This window comes from Aquirufa esocilacus, assembly GCF_042715595.1.
Classification (GTDB): Bacteria; Bacteroidota; Bacteroidia; order Cytophagales; family Spirosomataceae; genus Aquirufa; species Aquirufa esocilacus.
On record NZ_JBBKXX010000002.1, the window covers coordinates 474,394 to 494,683 of the forward strand.

9 protein-coding genes (1 of these 9 cut by a window edge) are annotated in these 20,290 nt (G+C 46.4%); 5 read left to right on the plus strand and 4 right to left on the minus strand.

Annotated elements, in window-relative coordinates; genetic code table 11:
- The 5 genes from SKC37_RS07625 to SKC37_RS07645 form a co-directional block, all read left to right on the plus strand.
- Positions 1-14,472, plus strand: partial view of a tandem-95 repeat protein gene (locus SKC37_RS07625; protein WP_377980902.1) — the end only. It extends 14,490 nt beyond the left edge of the window; 14,472 of the gene's 28,962 nt are visible here — the last part of the coding sequence; its start codon lies off the left edge, out of view; its stop codon occupies positions 14,470-14,472.
- On the plus strand, positions 14,472-15,365 hold the full coding sequence (locus SKC37_RS07630; protein ID WP_377980903.1) for a PorP/SprF family type IX secretion system membrane protein: 894 nt from the start codon (positions 14,472-14,474) through the stop codon (positions 15,363-15,365). Before SKC37_RS07625 ends, SKC37_RS07630 begins: the two co-directional genes overlap by 1 nt.
- The gene (locus tag SKC37_RS07635; protein ID WP_377980904.1) at positions 15,365-16,525 is read left to right on the plus strand and encodes an OmpA family protein; all 1,161 of its coding nucleotides are present in this window, start codon (positions 15,365-15,367) and stop codon (positions 16,523-16,525) included. Before SKC37_RS07630 ends, SKC37_RS07635 begins: the two co-directional genes overlap by 1 nt.
- A 92-nt stretch (positions 16,526-16,617) precedes the next feature.
- Positions 16,618-16,872 (plus strand): hypothetical protein, encoded by a 255-nt coding sequence (locus SKC37_RS07640; RefSeq protein WP_377980905.1) that lies wholly within the window; start codon positions 16,618-16,620, stop codon positions 16,870-16,872.
- 362 nt (positions 16,873-17,234) lie between these two features.
- Complete coding sequence (locus SKC37_RS07645; RefSeq protein ID WP_377980906.1) at positions 17,235-18,284, plus strand: NAD(P)-dependent alcohol dehydrogenase; 1,050 nt, start codon at positions 17,235-17,237, stop codon at positions 18,282-18,284.
- On the opposite strand, the gene SKC37_RS07650 is transcribed toward SKC37_RS07645, so the two are convergent.
- The 4 genes from SKC37_RS07650 to SKC37_RS07665 form a co-directional block, all read right to left on the minus strand.
- Positions 18,281-18,634 carry a helix-turn-helix domain-containing protein gene (locus SKC37_RS07650; protein ID WP_377980907.1) on the minus strand — a complete coding sequence of 118 codons (354 nt, stop codon included), beginning with the start codon at positions 18,632-18,634 and terminating at the stop codon, positions 18,281-18,283. The genes SKC37_RS07645 and SKC37_RS07650 overlap by 4 nt on opposite strands.
- Before the next feature lies 1 nt (position 18,635).
- The gene (locus tag SKC37_RS07655) at positions 18,636-18,944 is read right to left on the minus strand and encodes a type II toxin-antitoxin system HigB family toxin (RefSeq protein ID WP_377980908.1); all 309 of its coding nucleotides are present in this window, start codon (positions 18,942-18,944) and stop codon (positions 18,636-18,638) included.
- A 325-nt stretch (positions 18,945-19,269) separates the two neighbouring features.
- Positions 19,270-19,770, minus strand: coding sequence for a heme-binding domain-containing protein (locus SKC37_RS07660; protein WP_377980909.1), 501 nt, complete (start codon positions 19,768-19,770; stop codon positions 19,270-19,272).
- Between the two features lie 31 nt (positions 19,771-19,801).
- Positions 19,802-20,287, minus strand: coding sequence for an asparaginase domain-containing protein (locus tag SKC37_RS07665; protein ID WP_377980910.1), 486 nt, complete (start codon positions 20,285-20,287; stop codon positions 19,802-19,804).
- Between the last annotated feature and the right edge of the window lie 3 nt (positions 20,288-20,290).

Below are 20,290 nucleotides of genomic sequence, written 5' to 3' on the forward strand. Positions count from 1 at the left end.
TACTCGAATGAGAATCTTAAACTTCCGATTTCCTTAAAGTTCAAGCATAATTCAACAACAGGTTATGAGATGTTTGGATTACTTCCTGTAACAAAAGCACAAACTCCAGGAGATTGGGGGGACGGTGCATATAAATTTTATCCTCAGAATTCTGTTACCTATGGTTACTTTACGACCACTTGGGATATTAATAACGTTCCAATTACGGCGTCGGATGTATTAAGTATTGATATTTCTGCAACAGGTTATGTAACTGTTGCAATTAATGGAGTTACTCAAAAAGCATTTCAAGGTGTAGTTTCGGATTATAAATTAGCCCTTAGTTCATACCGAACATCTTCTTTAAATGATATTATTTTAAGTGATGCTACGCGTCCTGCCATTTTTTCTTGTACTGATTTAGATACTGATAATGATGGTAGACCCAATAGATTAGATTTAGATTCAGACGGCGATGGCTGTTTTGATGCAGTGGAAGCAGGAACAACATTTAAATCATCTTCAGTTGTTTCTACTTCTAAATTAACAACCGATATTATTCCAGGAGATTACGGTTCAAATGGTTTTGCAGATGGTTTAGAAACTACCTCACAATCAGGTATTTATACTGGTACTTATAGTTATGATTACGCCATCAATTCAACTATTAAAGCCTGTTTAGATTCAGATACAGATGGCGTTGCGGACGTATATGACTTAGATGACGATAATGATGGGGTGTTAGATAGTATTGAAAATGGCCCATTTGGTTGTGCACTATCTCCAGCTTGTGTTACCAACCCTTCTTTTTCTGCAACAGCTTCTGCAACGGGTACACCTCCTACGGGATGGACAAGTTTTGCAAATGGAGGATCTGTAGATATAAATCAAGGAAATTGGCAAATAAGTTATGGACAAGCTACCCCTTCTAGGACCTTATTCCCTGCTGCTACCGCTAATACCTTCTTCATTTATGGAATGAGCAAGGGTGGAAGTGGATCACTTGGAGGCTGGGGGCCTTTTGGTGAAGCCTTCCAGCAAACACTAAATTGCTTGACAGTAGGGCAAACCTATTACTTATCATTTAGAGGTGCATTTACGCATAGTCCGGGTGTTAATGCTGCAGTGTCCTATGAAACAACCCCAACAGCTGCAAGGTTTGTCTTATTAAGAGACGGAACGCAGGTTTCACAAGCACCGGATCAGTTGTTAGAAGCAACACAACAAATGGTTACTTTGTCATTTGTCGCTACTGCAACTACCCATACTATTGCGCTCGCACATACAGCTGACAGAGCAACGGATTTATCGTTAATGGTTATTGAGGCAGGTTCTGGATACTTATGTACAAGTAAACCCGCGTCATCTAATGAAAATTTAGATACTGACGGAGATGGTATTCCAAACCGTCTGGATTTAGACTCTGATGGCGATGGTTGTTCGGATGCTTCGGAATCTAAAACAGTCAATTCATTAACGGCGACTACCGTTACAGGTACTTATGGAAACAATGGTTTTGCCAACTCTATTGAAACAGCAACTGAAAGTGGATTGTATAGTGGTACGTATTTATACTCACGTGCGACAGATCCAACGATTAAAGCTTGTCTAGATTCTGATTTTGACGGGGTTCCAGATATCGATGATTTGGATGATGATAATGATGGGATTTTAGATTCGAATGAATGTAGCGTCGCATTAATGATTGAAAATAATCCAGCAAACCTGGGTCAGGTTTCTCGGAAAAATTGGACATTCGCTTTTATTAATGGACAAGATGTTAACAGCTTTGCAGGTACTACTTTTGGTGCATTAAGAGCAGAGGCAACACAAAATGTATATGGTGAGGTTAAGTTGCCGCCTGCAACAACTCCTGTTATTAAAGAACCAATTACTTCTCTTGATATTCCTACCTTGGATTTAGGAACAGTAGTTTATAGAGAAGTTTTTGTAAAAATACCATCAACTGCAGCGTTTAGAAATGCAACTCAAATTTCCTTTAGAATAGGGAAGAATAATTTGACTTGGAATGCTGCTGTTTTATATATAGCGCACAACGGAGCTCGAATTACTTCAACGACTCCTGCTGCTGGCGGCGGAGGAAGTACGAGTGTTTTAGTATCTACAAATAGTACGGACTTAAAACTGGTTTCTCAAGGTAAATACAACGCAACTGGTGGACCTTATTATCAAGGAAATGCTTTTATAACAAGTCCAGCCAATGCTGGGAAATGGGTTAGAATGGCATTATCTATTCAAGATGATGGAAGTTTTGAACAAGCTAGTGTACAATATAGTCTTAATGGATCAACGACTTGGTCGCCAGTAGATGTTGACAATGGTTTCCAATTTGCTGCAACTGAATTTAGCAATTCTTTAGATGATTCAAATTTAGCTTGTGACACAGACGGCGACGGTATTCCAAATCAATTAGACCTCGACTCCGACGGCGATGGTTGTTCTGATGCGAATGAAGCCTACGGATTAACAACGGCGCAGGGGACAGATGGTAACCAGTATTTTGGCAATAGTCCACTAACCGTAGACGTCACGGGTAAGGTTTCTGGTGCGACTTATACTGCTACAAGTGCGAACGTCATTACGGCAGGATCTGCTAGTACGATTACTGTTCAACCTACAGATCAATCGATTAATATAGGAGGAAATGCTGTATTCAGCACGGCATTAACGACTGGATCTGGAACGACCTCTTACCAATGGCAAGTGAGCACAAATGGCGGAACTACTTGGACCAATGTTACTAATTCTGCACCCTATTCTGGTACTAATACAGCAACATTAACGGTTACAAATGTTCCTTTATCAATGAAAGGATACCGATACCGATTAAATATCGCTCAGTCCAATTTTGTCTGTGGAAATGTAACAAGTTCTGAAGTAAGATTGTTGATGGACAACACGCCAATTGTGGTGGACGAAAGTGCAACGGTTGCAGAAGACACGCCATTATCGGGTAACGTATTAAGCAATGATAAAGGATCGGGAACACCGGCAGCGACTTTAACGGTAACTAATTTTATCATAAATGGCACCACGTTTACAGCTGGCCAAACAGCCTCGATTTCAGGAGTAGGTTCGATTACTATTAACACGAATGGAACATATACCTTTACACCTACAGCTAATTACAATGGTGCGGTTCCACTAATTGAATATACGGCACGAGATGCAAATGGCGGAACGGATGTAGGGGCATTAAACATTACCGTAACTCCAGTGAATGATCCACCGGTGGCTGTAGATGATATCATAAGTACGAACGAAAATACACCTGTTTCTGGAAACGTATTAACAGACGGAACAGACGATTCAGATGTAGATGGGAATACCTTAACGATCACTGAATTTAAAATAGGGTCGGTAAGTTATAACCCAGGAAGTCCGGTTTCTATTCCAGGTGTAGGAACCATTTTATTAACGTCAAGTGGAAGCTACACTTTCACTCCTACTGCTGGTTATACGGGTTCTGTTCCAGGCATTGATTACAAAATTAGTGATGGAAATGGCGGTTCAGATACGGGTACGCTAAGCATTACAGTGAACAACGTGAACGATGCGCCTTTAGCGACGGATGATATTGTGTCTATGCTACAAGGAGGCATTGCGACGGGTTCTGTCTTAACTAATGACACCGATGTGGATGCGGGGACTACGTTAACGGTAACCGGCTATACGATTGCAGGCTTAACAGGTCCTTTCCCACTTGGAACGATTTATGCAATTCCAGGCAAAGGAGGGGTTACAATTTCGGCAAGTGGTAATTATACATTTACTGCAGATCAGAATTATTCTGGCTCTGTCCCTCACATTACTTACACGGTAAGCGATGGAACTTCTACCGACACAGCTATACTAGATATTTTCATAGCTCCGGTGAATGCCTTGCCAGTTGCGGTGGACGATGTAAATACAACTCCTGAGGATACTCCAGTCAGTGGAAATGTAGTAAGCAACGACACGGATGCGAACGGAGGAGATACTAAAACGGTGGTAGGATTTACCGTAGGTGGCCAAACCTATCCAGCCGGATCGACAGCTATTATTACCGGAGTAGGTACGATTGTGGTAAACGCAAATGGGTCCTATACGTTTACTCCATTTACCAATTACAATGGAACCGTTCCTACAGTATCTTATACGATAAGCGATGGTAACGGGGGCACTGATAGCGGAGACTTAGTAATTTCTGTCACGGCTGTTAATGATAATCCTATCGCCGTAAACGATGATAATAAAACCACGCCAGAAGATACGCCTGTCACGGTAAATGTATTAACAAACGATTCCGATCCAGATGGTAGCGGAACCGTTTTAAGTGTAACACAATTTACCATTGCGGGTATTTCAGGCACGTTCACTTCTACAGCAACAATCCCTGGCAAAGGAACGATCACGGCATTAAGCACGGGCGAATTTACCTTTACGCCATTCTTGAATTTTAATGGCGTTGTTCCTACGATTACGTATACCGTTTCTGATGGAACGGCGACTAATACGGCGAACTTTAATTTAACGGTTACTCCGGTGAATGATGCGCCAATAGTCGTGAATGAAACGCTAAGCACGTTAGAAAATATGCCTCTTTCAGGCAACTTACTATCGAATGATACGGACGTAGAATCCAATACTTTATCGATCACGCAATTCACCATTGCAGGTGTAGGCACAGCAACTGCCGCAACGTATCCTGCCGGAAGTATCGTTGATATTCCGAATGTAGGAACCGTGATTGTGAACGCGGATGGAACGTTTACGTTTACGCCGGTACGCGGTTATTCTGGCACACCGCCAGTGATCACTTACGCGGTAAGTGACGGAAACGGGGGAACGACTAACGGGACTTTGGCCATCACCGTTACTCCTGTAAATGATCCGCCTGTAGTGGTAAATGAATCCGTTCAAATCCAAGAGGACGCGGTGGCAACGGGTAACTTATTAACCAATGATACAGATCCTGAAAATAATCCGTTAACGATTACGCAATTTACGATTGCCGGAATTTCAGGCACCTTCACTTCGACGGCTTCAATTCCAGGCGTAGGAATGATTACGATTAACGCAAACGGAACCTACACGTTTACACCTACTGCAAATTACAATGGCATTGCCCCTTTAATCGAATATACAGTTAGCGATGGTTTAGGAGGAAACACTACGGGGAATTTAACCATTGTGGTGGCAGCCGTAAATGATGCGCCTATTGTGGTAAATGATACGAAATCTGCACCAGTAAATACGCCTATTGTAGATAATGTATTAACGAACGACCGAGATGTAGAGGTGAGTGCTTTAAGCCTCACGAAATTTACGATTGCAGGCATTGATTACTTGCCGGGGGCGACTGCGATTATTACCGGCGTGGGTACGATTATAATGAATGCGGATGGAACGTTCACATTCACTCCTGCGACGAATTATATAGGCGCTGCACCTTTAGTTACTTATACCGTTTCAGATGGAACGGCGACGAGTACGGGGACCTTGAGTTTAACGATTACGCCGATTGATGCTGATGGGGATGGTATTCCGGATGAAGTAGAAAAAGGATCCGGATCCACTCCACGCGATACAGATAACGATGGCACGCCAGATTATCTAGATACGGATAGTGATGGCGACGGAATTTTAGATAGTGCAGAAGACGCAGTATGTATCGGATTTATGCCGTGTGTGCCTACCGACACGGACGGCGACGGTACGCCGGATTACCGCGACCTCGATTCAGATGGTGACGGTATTCCAGATGCAATAGAAGGGATTATAGATACGGACGGCGATGGCGTACCTAATTACCGTGATACGGATAGTGATGCCGATGGTATTTTAGATTCAATTGAAGGAAACATTGATACGGACGGCGATGGCACACCGGATTACAAAGATTTAGATTCTGATGGAGACGGGATTACAGATGCAATAGAAGGCGCGACAGATACAGACGGTGATGGTACACCTAATTATATCGATCTAGATTCTGATGGTGATGGCATCTCAGATGCGATCGAGGGAACAACGGATACGGATGGAGACGGAACACCTAATTATTTAGATACGGATTCTGATGGCGACGGCATTTCAGATGCTATTGAAAAAGGGCCTACCGCGACGCCTGTCGACACAGACGGCGATGGAACACCAGATTACAAAGATCTGGATTCTGACAATGACGGAATTTTAGACAGCGCAGAAACGGCGACGGATACGGACGGCGATGGCGTACCTAATTTCCGAGACTTAGACAGTGACGGCGACGGCATTTTAGATGCAGTGGAAGGAACAGTAGACACAGACGGCGACGGCACACCAAATTATTTAGATGTAGATAGTGACGGCGACGGTATCCCTGACAGCATTGAAAAAGGACCAGGCTCCGTTCCAGTAGACACGGATGGTGATGGAACTCCGGATTACAAAGACTTAGATACAGATGGCGATGGAATTCCAGACGCAATCGAAGATGCGGGTTGCACGGGTACAGCTCCTTGTACACCTACGGATACCGATGGTGATGGAACGCCTAACTTTAGAGACCTAGATTCTGACGGCGATGGCATTTCAGATGCGATGGAGAAAGGACCAAATGGTGCGACACCTGTCGATACAGATGGCGACGGTACTCCTGATTACTTAGACTTAGATTCTGACGGAGACGGCATTTCAGATGCGATTGAAAAAGGACCTAACGCGACGCCAATAGATACGGACGGCGACGGTACTCCTGATTTCCGTGATACGGATTCTGATAATGATGGGATCTCGGATTTAATTGAAAAAGGACCTACTGCAACACCTGTAGATACAGATAATGATGGCACCCCAGATTACCGTGATTTAGACTCGGACGGAGACGGAAAATCAGATCAATCCGAAGGTAATGTTGATACGGACGGCGATGGCACTCCTAACTTTAGAGACTTAGATTCAGATGGCGATGGCGTATTAGATGCCGTGGACGTTTGTCCATTAGTGGATGGTCTAGGCAGCACGAACGGTTGTCCTCCAGATAGCGACGGAGATGGTCTTGCAGATGTAGACGATTCAGATGACGACAACGACGGCATCTTGGATACGGTAGAGGCAGCGGCTTGCTCGCCTTCGGCAGCAAACTGTGATACCGATGGAGATGGCATTCCAAATATCCTTGACACGGATAGTGATGGGGATGGTATTTCAGATGTCATCGAAGCTGGCGGAACCGATGCTGACAAGGATGGCAAGGCCGATGGAGCCGTAGATAGCAATGGCGTTCCAGCTTCTGCTTCAGGCGGATTGACACCTCCTAATACGGACGGAACAGGTAATTCGAATCCTTACGACACGGACAGTGATGGCGATGGAATTTTAGATTCGATCGAGAAGGGAACTGGAACGACTTTGGCAGATACAGATAACGACAATATCCCGGATTATTTAGACTTAGATTCTGACGGCGACGGCATTAGTGATGCGATTGAAAAAGGAACCGGAACTGCGGTAGTGGATACAGACAATGACGGAACTCCAGACTTTAGAGATCTAGATTCGGATGGCGATGGTATCCCGGATGCGACCGAAGGAACGACGGATTCTGATAACGATGGCACGCCTAACTATAGAGATGTAGACAGTGATGGGGATGGTATTTTAGACAGCGTGGAGAAAGGAACGGGCATTACCTTATTAGACTCAGACGGCGATAACATTCCTAATTACTTAGATGCAGATAGTGATGCCGACGGCATTCCAGATGCGGTCGAAGGTACCGTGGATACGGATTCAGATGGTACGCCGGATTATTTAGATCTGGATTCAGATGGCGACGGTATTTTAGACAGTGTGGAAGATGCGGGTTGCACAGGTACAGCACCATGTACGCCTACAGATACGGACGGCGATGGTGTGCCTAACTTCAGAGATTTGGATAGTGATGGCGATGGCATTCCAGATGCTGTTGAAAAAGGATCAGGTAGTACGCCGGTCGATTCAGATAACGATGGGAAGCCAGATTATGTAGATACCGATAGCGATGGGGATGGAATTTTAGATACCGTGGAAGACGCAGGATGTATCGGTACGGCACCATGTACACCTACAGACACAGATAATGATGGTATTCCAAACTATTTAGATATCGATAGTGATGGAGACAATATTCCTGATACCCTTGAGAAGGGTACAACAACATCACCTGTGGATACAGATAGTGATGGCACTCCAGATTATTTAGATACGGATACCGACGGGGATGGTATTCCTGATAATGTGGAAGATGCTGGTTGTGCTGTGGCATCCACCACTTGTACACCTACAGATACGGATGGCGACGGCATTCCAAATCACAAAGATTTAGATAGTGATGGGGACGGAATCCCTGACAGTGTAGAGAAAGGGGCGAATGGAGCTACTCCAGATGATACGGATGGAACGGGATTACCAAACTATTTAGATACAGACAGTGATGATGACGGCATCTTAGATGCGGTGGAGCGCGGTATTGACGGCAATAATCCACTCGATACAGACAGCGATGGAATCCCAGATTACAAAGAAGTAGATAGTGATAACGATGGTATCCCCGATGCAATCGAAGGCACGGTGGATACGGACGGCGATGGTATTCCGAATTACCGCGATACGGATTCGGATAATGATGGAATTTTAGACGCTACGGAAGATGCAGGATGTACCGGAACGGCACCATGTACGCCTACTGACACGGATAATGACGGTATCCCTAATTATAAAGATCTAGATTCAGATGGAGATAACAAGTCAGATCGCTCTGAAGGAGAGACCGATTTTGACGGAGATGGAACACCTAACTATTTAGACCTAGATTCTGATGGAGATGGCGTCCTAGATAGAGTAGATCAATGTCCGCTATTGGTAGGTTTGGCAAATTTAAATGGTTGTCCAGTAGATACAGACGGCGATGGCGTATATGATATTGATGATGCAGATAACGATAACGATGGTCTATTAGACACGGTGGAGGCAGGCGTTTGCTCTCCTACTGCACCAGACTGTGATACGGATAGCGATGGAATACCGAATCGTTTGGATCCAGATTCAGATAATGATGGAATCAGTGACGTACGGGAATCCAATGGAACCGATGTCGATGGAGATGGTAAGGTTGATGGAACAGTAGATGCAAATGGGGTTCCTAGCTCGACGAATGGGGGTTTAACTCCGCCAAACACCGATGGCACCACCCTTCCAGATCCATACGATCTCGATAGCGACGGTGATGGCATCCCAGATAGCCTAGAGGGTACAGTAGATACGGATGGCGATGGCATTCCGAATTACCGCGACCTAGACTCAGATGGCGATGGCATTCCAGACAGCGCAGAAAAAGGAACGGGCACGGCTATTTTAGATACGGATGGGGACGGAACTCCAGATTATAAAGATTTGGATTCAGATAATGATGGTATTCCAGATCGTGTCGAAGGTACAACGGATACCGATAACGATGGTATCCCGAATTACCGCGACATCGACTCAGACGGCGACAGCATTCCGGACAATATCGAGAAAGGAACAGGTAGTACCTTATTGGATACGGATGGAGATTTAATTCCTAACTATTTAGACACGGACTCTGACGGCGATGGCATCTCTGATTCAATCGAAAAAGGCTTGAATGGAAATAGCCCTATCGACACCGATGGAGATGGTGTGCCGGATTACCGCGACCTCGATTCTGATAACGACGGCATTCCTGATAGCGTCGAGGGTGCATTGGATAGGGATGGCGATGGCGTCCCTAATTACCGTGACCTAGATTCAGACGGCGACGGCATTACAGACGCAGTTGAAAAAGGTCCAAACGGGGCGACTCCAGTAGACACTGATCTCGACGGAACGCCAGATTATTTAGATCTAGATTCAGACGGCGATGGCAAATCAGATGCAATTGAAAAAGGAACCGGGTCGACTTTATTAGACTCAGATCGCGACGGAATTCCAGATTACCGCGATGTAGATAACTATGGTAAATCGGACTTCAATGTTACGAATGTAAATGTACCTGTTTCAGGAAACGTGAAGACAAACGATACCGTTCCTACGGGCACCACTTACGGTCAGCCAGCTGCTTTAGCGGGGGCTACACTCGTGATGAATGCTGCCACTGGAACGTATACCTTTACGTCGACCACCCCAGGAAAATATGTGTATTATATTCCGGTTTGTGGTCCTGCTCAAACATCGAATTGTCCACAAACGCCTTTAGAAATTACGGTCCTAGACCCTCTGGCGGTGGATAAGCCGGCAGCAAATAATGACTTTGCGATCTTAGAGCAGGGTGGTTCTGCCACGGTAGCCATACTCGCGAATGATAAGGCAGGCGATTTAGGCAAATCAATTGATGCAGCTTCGCTTGTTATTTCCACAGCACCGGGTCACGGAACGGTAGTCGTTAGTAGCAATGGAACCATCACCTATACTCCATCACCGTTCTTCGTAGGTGTAGATAGTTTAGTGTACCGCATTTGCGATACGAACGTACCATCACAATGCCAAAGCGCCACCGCCTACTTCACCATCGAACCAGCTGGTGTGTTAGTAAGTACGGGAGCGGTAGACGATTTTGCTATCCTGCGTGGTAGCACAGATGGATCTACAAGTGTGACAGGAAACGTCTTAAGTAATGACTTAAACGGTGCCGGAGCATCGCTGACAGCCAACCTCATTAGTGGGCCTAGTAGTGCACAAGGTACCTTTACAATGAACGCTGCAGGCAACTATACCTTTACGGCAGCGCCAGGATTTAGTGGTCCTGTGGACATTGTTTATGAAGCCTGCGGAGGCAGTCCAGTGGTTTGTACGAAAGCAACGCTTCACATTTTAGTGGATCCAGTGCCCGCCCTTGTAAATGACGTCACGACGGCCTTTGCCAATGTTCCTAAAACGGGGAATCTTTCGACGAATGAAACTGTGCCAGCGGGCACGACCTACGGTCAGCCAGCTGCCTTAACGGGTGCAACGATTGTAGTAGACGCAAGCGGAACCTACACGTTCACAGCGACAGCTGCCGGAACGTATACGTATACAATTCCAGTATGTGCACCAGGTCAGACGAGCAATTGTCCTACGGAGACTTTGGTGATAACGGTAACTGCTCCTTCGCTAGTGGATGACTTAGCGAGTGCGTTTGCTAACGTGGCTAAGACGGGTGATTTGTCTACGAATGACACGAACCCTGCAGGATCTACCTACGGTCAACCAGCTGCCATAACAGGTGCGACAATCACGGTGAATGCAGATGGAACGTTTAGTTTCACAGCTACTACTGCCGGAACGTATACTTACACGATACCAGTTTGTGCACCGGGTCAGACAGTGAATTGTCCTACGGAAACGTTAGTGATAACTGTGACGGCGCCAGGCCCAGTGGACGACGCTGTGACTGCTTTCGCGAATGTTCCTAAAACAGGAAATGTATCTACGAACGACAGCAACCCAGCCGGCACGACCTTCGGTCAACCAGCTGCCATAACGGGTGCGACGATCACGGTAAATCCTGACGGTACGTATAGCTTCACCGCAACAGCTGCAGGAACTTACACGTATACGATTCCAGTATGTGCACCAGGTCAGACGAGCAATTGTCCTACGGAAACGTTAGTGATAACGGTGACGGCGCCAGGCCCAGTTGATGACGCTGCTACGGCTTTTGCAAACGTTCCTAAAACCGGAAACATCGCTACGAACGACAGCAACCCAACTGGCACGACTTTCGGTCAACCAGCCGCAATAACAGGTGCGACAATCACAGTGAATGCAGACGGTACGTATAGTTTCACTGCGACAGCCGCAGGAACGTATACCTACACGATACCTGTATGTGCGCCGGGTCAGAAAAGCAATTGTCCTACGGAAACGTTAGTGATAACGGTGACGGCGCCAGGCCCAGTGGACGACGCGGCTACGGCTTTCGCGAACGTTCCTAAAACCGGAAACATCGCAACGAATGATAGCAACCCAGCGGGCACGACCTTCGGTCAACCAGCGGCCATAACGGGTGCGACAATCACAGTGAATGCGGACGGAACGTATAGCTTCACAGCGACAGCTGCCGGAACTTACACGTATACGATTCCAGTATGTGCACCGGGTCAGACGAGCAATTGTCCGACGGAGACGTTAGTGATAACGGTGACATCGCCGCAAGTCACAAACGACGCGGCGACTGCCTTCGCAAACGTTCCTAAAACAGGAAATATCGCTACGAACGACAGCAATCCAGCCGGCACGACCTTCGGTCAACCAGCTGCCATAACAGGTGCAACAATTACCGTAAATGCGGACGGTACCTATACGTTCACAGCGACAAAAGCAGGAACGTATACGTATACAATTCCAGTCTGTGCACCGGGTCAGACAAGCAATTGTCCTACGGAGACTTTGGTGATTACGGTGACGGATCCAGTAGTGCCACCGGTTGTGCCACCGGTGGTCCCTTATTTGGCACCTACCACGAATCCAGACATCGACGCGACGAACATCAATGTGCCGGTGAGCGGTAATGTATCGACGAACGATGCGCCAGGTGCGACTTATGGTCAGCCAGCGCAACAATCGGGGGCGACGATTACGGTCAATGCGAACGGATCGTACAGCTTCACGGCGACGATTCCGGGTGTTTACACATATCTAGTTCCAGCTTGTCCTACGGGCCAAACGTCGAACTGCCCTACGGTTCCACTCGTGATTACGGTCAGCGATCCGTTAAAAGATAGCAACAGTCCGGTCGCGAATACGGATGTGGCGACGGTGAATGCGGGATCATCTGTGACGACGAAAGTCTTAGCGAATGACAATGCGGCAAATCCTGCGGCGAGTCTGAACCCTGCTAGTCTCGCAATCGTAACCAACGGAGCGAACGGAACAGCCGTAGTGAACTCGGATGGAACGATTACTTATACACCAAAAGCAGGCTTCACCGGAGTGGATGAAATCACGTACAAGATTTGTGATAATTCGACACCGGCACTTTGCTCGACGGCGAAAGTCGTTTACACGATTCAACCGGTAGCGGAACCTTCAAAAACTTTTGCGACGGATGATTATAACAGCACGCCAGCGGGATCTCCGGTAACGGGATCTGTGCTAGCGAATGACGGAAATACGGCAGGGGAGACCTTGACGGCGACGATTGTTAGTGGAGTTTCAGCTGCGGAGGGTACGCTCGTATTTAAGGCAGACGGGACGTATACGTTCACGCCGGCGCCAGGTTTCTCAGGTCCGGTTGATGTGGTTTACACGGTATGTTCTGCGAGCAATGTGTGTGCGAAAGCGACGCTTCACCTGGTCGTGAATCCGGCGCCAGTGATCACGCCTGACTTTAACGCGACCTTGATCGGGATTCCGGTGAACGGTAGCGCGGCGACGAATGACGTCGTGCCAGCGGGATCGACCTATGGCCAGCCAGCTTCGATTAGCGGTGCGAGTCTGCAGATGAATCCGGATGGTACGTATATTTTCAGTTCGACGACGCCGGGAACGTATGAGTATTTGGTTCCAGTTTGTGCCAAAGCTCAAACGACCAACTGTCCTCTCGTTCCATTAGTCATCACGGTGAGCGATCCGAATGCGATCACGAATCCTCCAATCGCAAATGCGGACGTGGTTTCAGTGGCAGCAGGATCTCAAGTAACGACGAATGTGTTAGCGAATGACCAGGCGGCGAATGTGGGAGGAGTGCTGGTGTATAGTACTTTGGCGATCACCAACGCACCACTGAATGGAACCGCGAAAGTCAATGCGGACGGAACAATCACGTACACGCCAGCGCCAGGATTTGTGGGCACAGATGTGTTAACGTACACGGTCTGCGATAACAGCCAACCGGCACTTTGCAAGACCGCGAAAGTGTACTACACGGTGGGAGCTTCGGCTTCGAAAAACTTGCTGGCCTCAGATGACTTCGCGACGACGCAGGGAGGTTTAGTGAGCGGAAACGTGTTAGGAAACGATAAGAGTTCGACGGGCAGCGCCTTAACGGCGACGGTGGTGACGAACGTGGATCCGGCCAAAGGAATCTTCAGCTTGAGTCCATCGGGTGCGTATACGTTCACGCCAGCGGCGGGTTATGTAGGACCAGTGGACATCATTTACTCGGTGTGCAGTGCGGATGGAAAATGTACGCAGGCGACCTTGCACATTACCGTATTACCGGTGCCGGATATGATCGCGCCACAGGCCATCACGCCTAATGGGGATGGTAAAAATGACACCTTGATTTTCCGTGGATTGCCAGGATTGAACATCGAAAATCGCTTGACGATTTACAACCGTTGGGGTAACATCGTGTTCTCGACGGGTAATTACCAAAACAATTGGTCAGGTCAAACGGACAATGCTTTTGGCGCGCTTGCTACAGATAGCCAGTTGCCGGATGGAACGTATTATTACATCCTTGACTTCTTTGGCGCTAGACCAAACCTAGGCAATTATGTGTACTTAGATAGATCTTCGAACTAATGAAAAAGAGTTATATACTGATTTTGTTTTTGCTGGTTGCATTGAGCTCAAAAGCCCAAATCGAAACCATGTATTCGATGTACCGCATTAACCCCATTATTTCATCCCCCGCTTACGCAGGAACGATGGAAGATGGGCACCGCGGCGAAATCGTGGTGATGGACCGCCAGCAATGGTTAGGGATTCAGGGTGCGCCGCGGACGTTGGCTATGACCGCGAACTTTCAATACAAACCCAAAATAGGCGGAGGCTTCTTGTTGCTCGCAGATCAGGCGGGACCTTTGCGCGTTTCGACGATGGCGGGGGATTTAGCCTACCACGTGCAGTTTAATCCGGAGTGGAGTATGGCTGGCGGGATTCGCTTGGGCGTATCGAGCGTTTATTTGGACTATGACGGCATCCAAGTGGTGGACCCGAATGATCCGATATTAGCGACGAATAAAGGCTCAGGATTGAAAGGAAATACGGGTTGGGGCGTGCGCTTTAATCACAAGGGCGGATTCTTTGCGAGTTTATCGATGCCGCGGGTGTTGAGCTATGATTTTGGCGGGTTTTCTGGAGCCTACAAGGACGTGACGTATTTGTATATCAATGCGGGAACGACGGTGCGCGTGAACGATCAATTGTCGTTTTCACCCTCCTTTATGGCGCGTGCCGCGCAGGACGTTCCACTCAGCTGGGACGTGAATTTGATGGCTCGGGTAGGAAAGGCATTTGATGCGGGTTTGGCCTATCGACATAAGGATAGTTATGGTCTTCGTTTTGGGATGCAAGCAAACCCCAAAATCTACCTCGGCTACATCTACGAAATGCCCATTTCCGGCCTAAGCAAAGTGAGTAACCAGACGCACGAAATCGCGATTCGCCTGTCTATTTTAAATCGTCCGAAATAATGAAGAAGCTATTTTTTATCCTATTAAGTTTCTCTGCTTTTGCTCAGCAAAGCACCGTGGAAGACATCAAATACACCCCGCGCCACAGCATGGCGCTGCTGTTAGGGGGCACGAATCGCTGGATGCAGGAATTGCCATCGCGCCGTGATTTCTTAGTTAATTATACCGAATTAGGGTTGCAATATGCCCGCGAAACGAAGCCGAATGTGGACGTTTTTGGGACCTTATTATTCGGTCTTAATGGGTCGCGTGATCGCTATGCTTCCGCGGGTTTGGGTCTTCGTTATTACCTACGCGATAGGGATAAGTTTCGCCTGAAACCGTTCGGGCAGTTTGCGGGGGATGCCGTTTTCGATAATAATTATAACCAAACCTACCGCGATGTGGATTTCGCAGGATCCATCGCCGCTGGTGTGGATTATAAGGTGGCGGATCACTGGCTTTTGCGCGGTCTCACACAGGTGGGATTCCCGTTTTTTGTGTCAGGTAAACTAGATCCACTGAATCATAGAGGGACGAATTTTAGTGCGACTTTAGGGCTGGTGTTTGAGTGGGGTCACTCACCTATTGCTGAGGCGGTGGTTGTGGCTGAGCCTGCTCCTTTAGATACCGATGGCGATGGGGTATTGGATTCTGAGGATGATTGCCCTACGGTGAAAGGGGTGCGCGAAAATAAAGGTTGTCCGTCTGATAAAGATGGTGATGGGGTGATCGATGCGTTGGACGATTGTCCGGTGGTGGCTGGCTTGATGGAGTTGAAAGGTTGTCCTCCGGTGGCTCCGGCTCCTGCTCCTGTTGTGGCAGAGGTGGCGCCGCGTCGCGAAGTCAACCTCGATTCTTTGTTTGATACCGTCGTGTATTTCCGCACGGATAAGTCGTGGATAGGGCCGATGAATGCGCGTAAATTAAACCGCATAATTGAGTTGTTGAAGGAATACCCGTTTGTGAATGTGAAGCTTCAAGGTCACACGGATTACCGTCAGACCGAGCAATATAACACCGGTTTAGCCGAGCGTCGTGTGGCGTCTGTTCGCCGCTACTTGATGCAGCGCGGAGTTTCTGTAAATCGCTTTAAAGGCGAGGCGTTCTCTGAGTTAGTGCCGGCTTCGAAGACGGATCTGCAGTTGAATCGCCGTGTGGAGGTGCATATTTGGAAATAAGATTTATTTAGTCCAAAAACTGTGCTTGGCAGGATTTTTGACAAAGAGTGATTTTGCGGTAATGTAGTTTTGATTGTTATTTCTCTTTTACGATGAAATCAATACGATTAAAATACTGTACGGATAACGGTTGCACGTTTAAGTTTGTTAATCGGGCGAATATTCAGCGTTTCGACGTAGTCGAGAAGAAAGGGTCTGTTTTCATTGAACTGACTTTAAAGACGGGAGAATCGGTTTCGCTTTTAGGTGGTGTGGAGACTATGGATGCATTTAATCAGCGATGGTCTCGCTTTGAGGCTTCGGAAGAGATCTTTTTTGATCTCGCAGAGTTCGAAGTCATACGATAATTTAGAACACGGAGTTTTGAAACCCTTTGGCTGCTGGCTGGAGGGTTTTTTCGTTTAACTCGGTGGTCGGCGCGAAGCGCCTTAGTCACGACTGCGTCGTTTAGTCGTCCTTCGGACTTAGTCGAAAGGGTCATTAGGGGCGCAAATGGCAATATTGTATGAAATAAAGCGCGAGGTACGCAGAGGGCTTTTCAGGTATTGACAGAAAGTGTCAATAGTCCAAAAGCGGCTTGGGTGGCTTGAAGATTATTTCAATATATGCCCCTTATTTGGCCTAAAACAATTTTACAATATAAAGGTTAAATCGTGATACAAATGTGAGTATTAAACGAGTAATTTTACCTTATACAAAAAACGAAACTATGATAAAAGTACACGGATATGGCGCGGTAAATCCGCAGGCGCCCATTGCGCCGATTGATTTTGAAAGACGCGATGTAGGTCCCAAAGACGTAAAAATTGACATCCTTTATTGCGGGGTTTGTCACTCAGATATTCATATGGTGCGTTCCGAGTGGGGGCCGTCTGTCTATCCCATTGTTCCAGGCCACGAAATTGTGGGTACGATCACGGAAGTAGGTGCAGAAGTAACGAAGTTTAAAGTGGGTGATTTGGCTGGTGTGGGTGTTTTTGTGGACTCGTGCCGCGAATGTCCGTCGTGTAAAAAGGGTCAGGAGCAATACTGCGACGAGGAGATGACGCCTACCTATAATGGCTATTACCGCGATGGGGTGACGCAGACTTTTGGTGGATATTCCTCGACTTATGTGATCGACGAAGCGTATACGTTGCATATTCCGTTTACCAAAGAGCTAGAGCGTGTCGCCCCTCTCTTATGCGCCGGCATCACGACCTATTCACCTTTGCGTTATGCAGGAGTGGGTAAGGGTCACAAAGTGGCGGTGTTAGGTTTGGGTGGTTTAGGCCACATGGCGGTGAAATTTGCAGCTTCTTTTGGCGCTGAAGTGACTATGTTGAGTACGTCACCATCGAAAGAGCAGGATGCCAAAGCCCTAGGCGCGCATCACTTCGCCTTATCGACTGATCCTGCAACCATGGAATCTTTGAAAGGCTCGTTTGACTTTATCTTGAATACGGTGGCGGCGTCACATGATTTGAATAAGTTTTTGGGCTTATTAAAGGTTGAGGGCAAGATGCTTTTAGTGGGAATTCCTCCAGAGGCGGCTCAAGTTTACGCGGCTACGTTGATTTCCAAAAGACGTTCCATCATCGGATCCATGATCGGTGGCATCGAGGAAACACAAGAAATGCTAGACTACTGCGCAGAACACAATATCCTTTCTGATGTCGAAATGATCGATATGAAAGATGTTAATGAAGCGTACGAGCGCGTGATCAAGTCAGATGTGAAGTACCGTTTTGTGATTGATATGAAGTCGCTGCGCGACTAAATAAATACCTCAGCAGGGATGTTTAATTCTTTTTTGAATATTCTTATGGTTTCTAATGTTAAGGGTTTGTGTCGGTTAATGATTGCTGACACATACCCTTTAGAACCAATTTTCCCAACAAAATCTTTATTTCGTAATCCCTTTTCTGACATTTTTAGCTTAATTATCTCAATGGGATCAGGCGTAGGAATTGCATAGTGAGTGTCCTCATATTGCTTGACAAGCAACAAAACGATTTGAATTTTTTCGCCCTCTGTGCTATTTACAGGATAGTTTTTGTCAAATTGATTATCTAACCAATCCAAGCATTTTTGATATTCAATGTCTGATTTTATGATTTTCAGTTCCATTTTATTTTTTGTTTTGGACAGTTAGTGCTTCTATTTTGTTGTATTCTGAATGGCTTCCAAACCATTTAATTTGAATTGCTTTATAATCAAATACAATTCTGACTATTAGGCGAAATTTATTCCCTTGTATATTAAATATAATTCGATTGTCTCCGATTATACTGGAGTCCGGAAATGTTCGACGTAATTCATTAATACTCTTGAAGTCGGATTTTTCTAATTCGTGGTACCAAGACAATAAACTAGTTTTAGCCTCTGGATACTTTTTGCAATACTCGAGAAGCGTTTTTCTAGCTATTATATTAAACACAAAGCAAGGTACAAAAGTTTACTATAAGTAAACTTATAATCTTAAATTAAATAAAAAGTCGATTTTCGAGTATTGACAAAATCTGTCAACACCTGAAAATCGACTTTTATACTTTGTGAGTTATTTCACTAAATAGTGCCATTAGAGCCAGCAGGCGAATATTCGCCCTAAAGACTGCGGACTCAGTCCCTCCTAACCGTGCAAAACACCCCCTCCGGACTAAACGACAAAGTCGTGACTAAGCCGTAGGCGACTCTTTGACTTCGCTGCGCAGCAGCGCTGACTAAGCCGAAGGCGACTCTTTGACTGCGCTGCGCAGCAGCGTCTAGCTCTTTTTTCTTGGCTTCATCTTCAAACTATCAGCCGGATAGCTTGCTTTTAACATCGCCATTTGAGACTTAGCCCAGTTGATGATTTTAGCGCGATCAGCCTCTGATAATTTGGCATTACTATGTAGACCAAAATACGTGTAAGACGGCATTGGCATCTCGCCAGACTCTACTTGTTCCACCACCTCTTCTAATTTGTGGTTTTGCACCGCGATAGGCATCTTCGTGAACGTCGCAAAATTCAAGTGCTTTTTACCATCATTCACGTGGTGATCTAGCCAAAAACCCACCGGCTGAACTGAACTGTACCAAGGATAGGTGGATTTGTTCGAGTGGCAATCGTTGCAGGCGTTTTCTAACAGGACTTTAACGTCTGCGGGCACTTCGTACTTTGTTTCTAAAGCGTAAGTGTTATCGTTCGAGAGGTTTTTCTCTGTAGGAACGAATTGGATGGCGATTAATACAACGATTAATCCAACGATGATTTTGTTCTTCATGATTAACAGGGTTTTATATAGATGCAAGGTATTAATTTATTGTCTCGAATTCACCCTTTTCCAGATTCTTGCGGACGTTATTCGTCGCAAAAATCTTCCCATTCATCGAAATGTAGACGCCAGGCTCTAATATTTGGAGGAAAGCTAAGGCACTTCCTAGGTTAAACATCCCGTCAGAGCTACCAAACTTGTAGGGGATCATGGCGCCGGTGAGGACGATGGTTTTGGGGATATTTTGGGAGGCCAAATACTGGGCCGTTTGCACCATCGTATCGGTTCCATGGGTAATTAATATACGATCGGCACCAGCAGAAGAACAGGCAAACGAGATTAGCTGGCGGTCTACGTCGCTAAACTCTAGACTATCTTTCATGAGTAACGTGTCGATGGAAACGTCCAGTCTGCTACGGCCTTTTTCGAGCATCTCCGGTAGGTGCGTATCTTTAAAAAACAGCGAACCATTTAGCTCGTTATATTCTTTGTCAAAAGTCCCGCCGGTTACAAAGATTTGGATCATATT

What these genes read in the sequence shown, in the direction of transcription:
- SKC37_RS07660 (WP_377980909.1), bottom strand. Translation starts at nt 19,770, where the DNA reads ATGAAGAACAAAATCATCGTTGGATTAATCGTTGTATTAATCGCCATC.
- SKC37_RS07650 (WP_377980907.1), bottom strand. Translation starts at nt 18,634, where the DNA reads ATGGAACTGAAAATCATAAAATCAGACATTGAATATCAAAAATGCTTG.
- SKC37_RS07640 (WP_377980905.1), top strand. Translation starts at nt 16,618, where the DNA reads ATGAAATCAATACGATTAAAATACTGTACGGATAACGGTTGCACGTTT.
- SKC37_RS07630 (WP_377980903.1), top strand. Translation starts at nt 14,472, where the DNA reads ATGAAAAAGAGTTATATACTGATTTTGTTTTTGCTGGTTGCATTGAGC.
- SKC37_RS07645 (WP_377980906.1), top strand. Translation starts at nt 17,235, where the DNA reads ATGATAAAAGTACACGGATATGGCGCGGTAAATCCGCAGGCGCCCATT.
- SKC37_RS07665 (WP_377980910.1), bottom strand. Translation starts at nt 20,287, where the DNA reads ATGATCCAAATCTTTGTAACCGGCGGGACTTTTGACAAAGAATATAAC.
- SKC37_RS07635 (WP_377980904.1), top strand. Translation starts at nt 15,365, where the DNA reads ATGAAGAAGCTATTTTTTATCCTATTAAGTTTCTCTGCTTTTGCTCAG.